The sequence below is a fragment of the Ensifer sp. GW823-FHT05D09 genome (assembly GCF_058795755.1).
The window spans coordinates 1-244 of the sequence record NZ_JBXAIA010000066.1 but is presented as its reverse complement, the minus strand read 5'-3'; the positions used below and the strand labels follow the sequence as shown (position 1 = coordinate 244).

Annotated in this window: 1 pseudogene; it reads right to left on the bottom strand. The window is 67.6% G+C overall.

The annotated features are described in order from the left end of the window. Positions 1 to 71 precede the first annotated feature (71 nt). Positions 72 to 244: pseudogene (locus AC1Q80_RS30950) on the bottom strand (sugar phosphate isomerase/epimerase); the annotation flags it as partial.

Genomic DNA, 244 nt, shown 5'->3' with positions numbered 1-244 from the left:
AGGCGGGGAGAGGGCTAGGGTGAGGGGCAGCGGCAGGACGTTGTGCCTGCCACTGAACCGGCGGCCTTGCCTCAAATCCCCAGCAGCCGCCGGTTGGCCGCCTCGTCGGTGCCACCGTCGGCAAAGTCGTCGAACGCCTTCTCGGTCACGCGGATGATATGGTGCTTGACGAAGTCTGCGCCCTCGCGCGCGCCGTCTTCCGGATGCTTCAGGCAGCATTCCCATTCCACCACCGCCCAGCCGC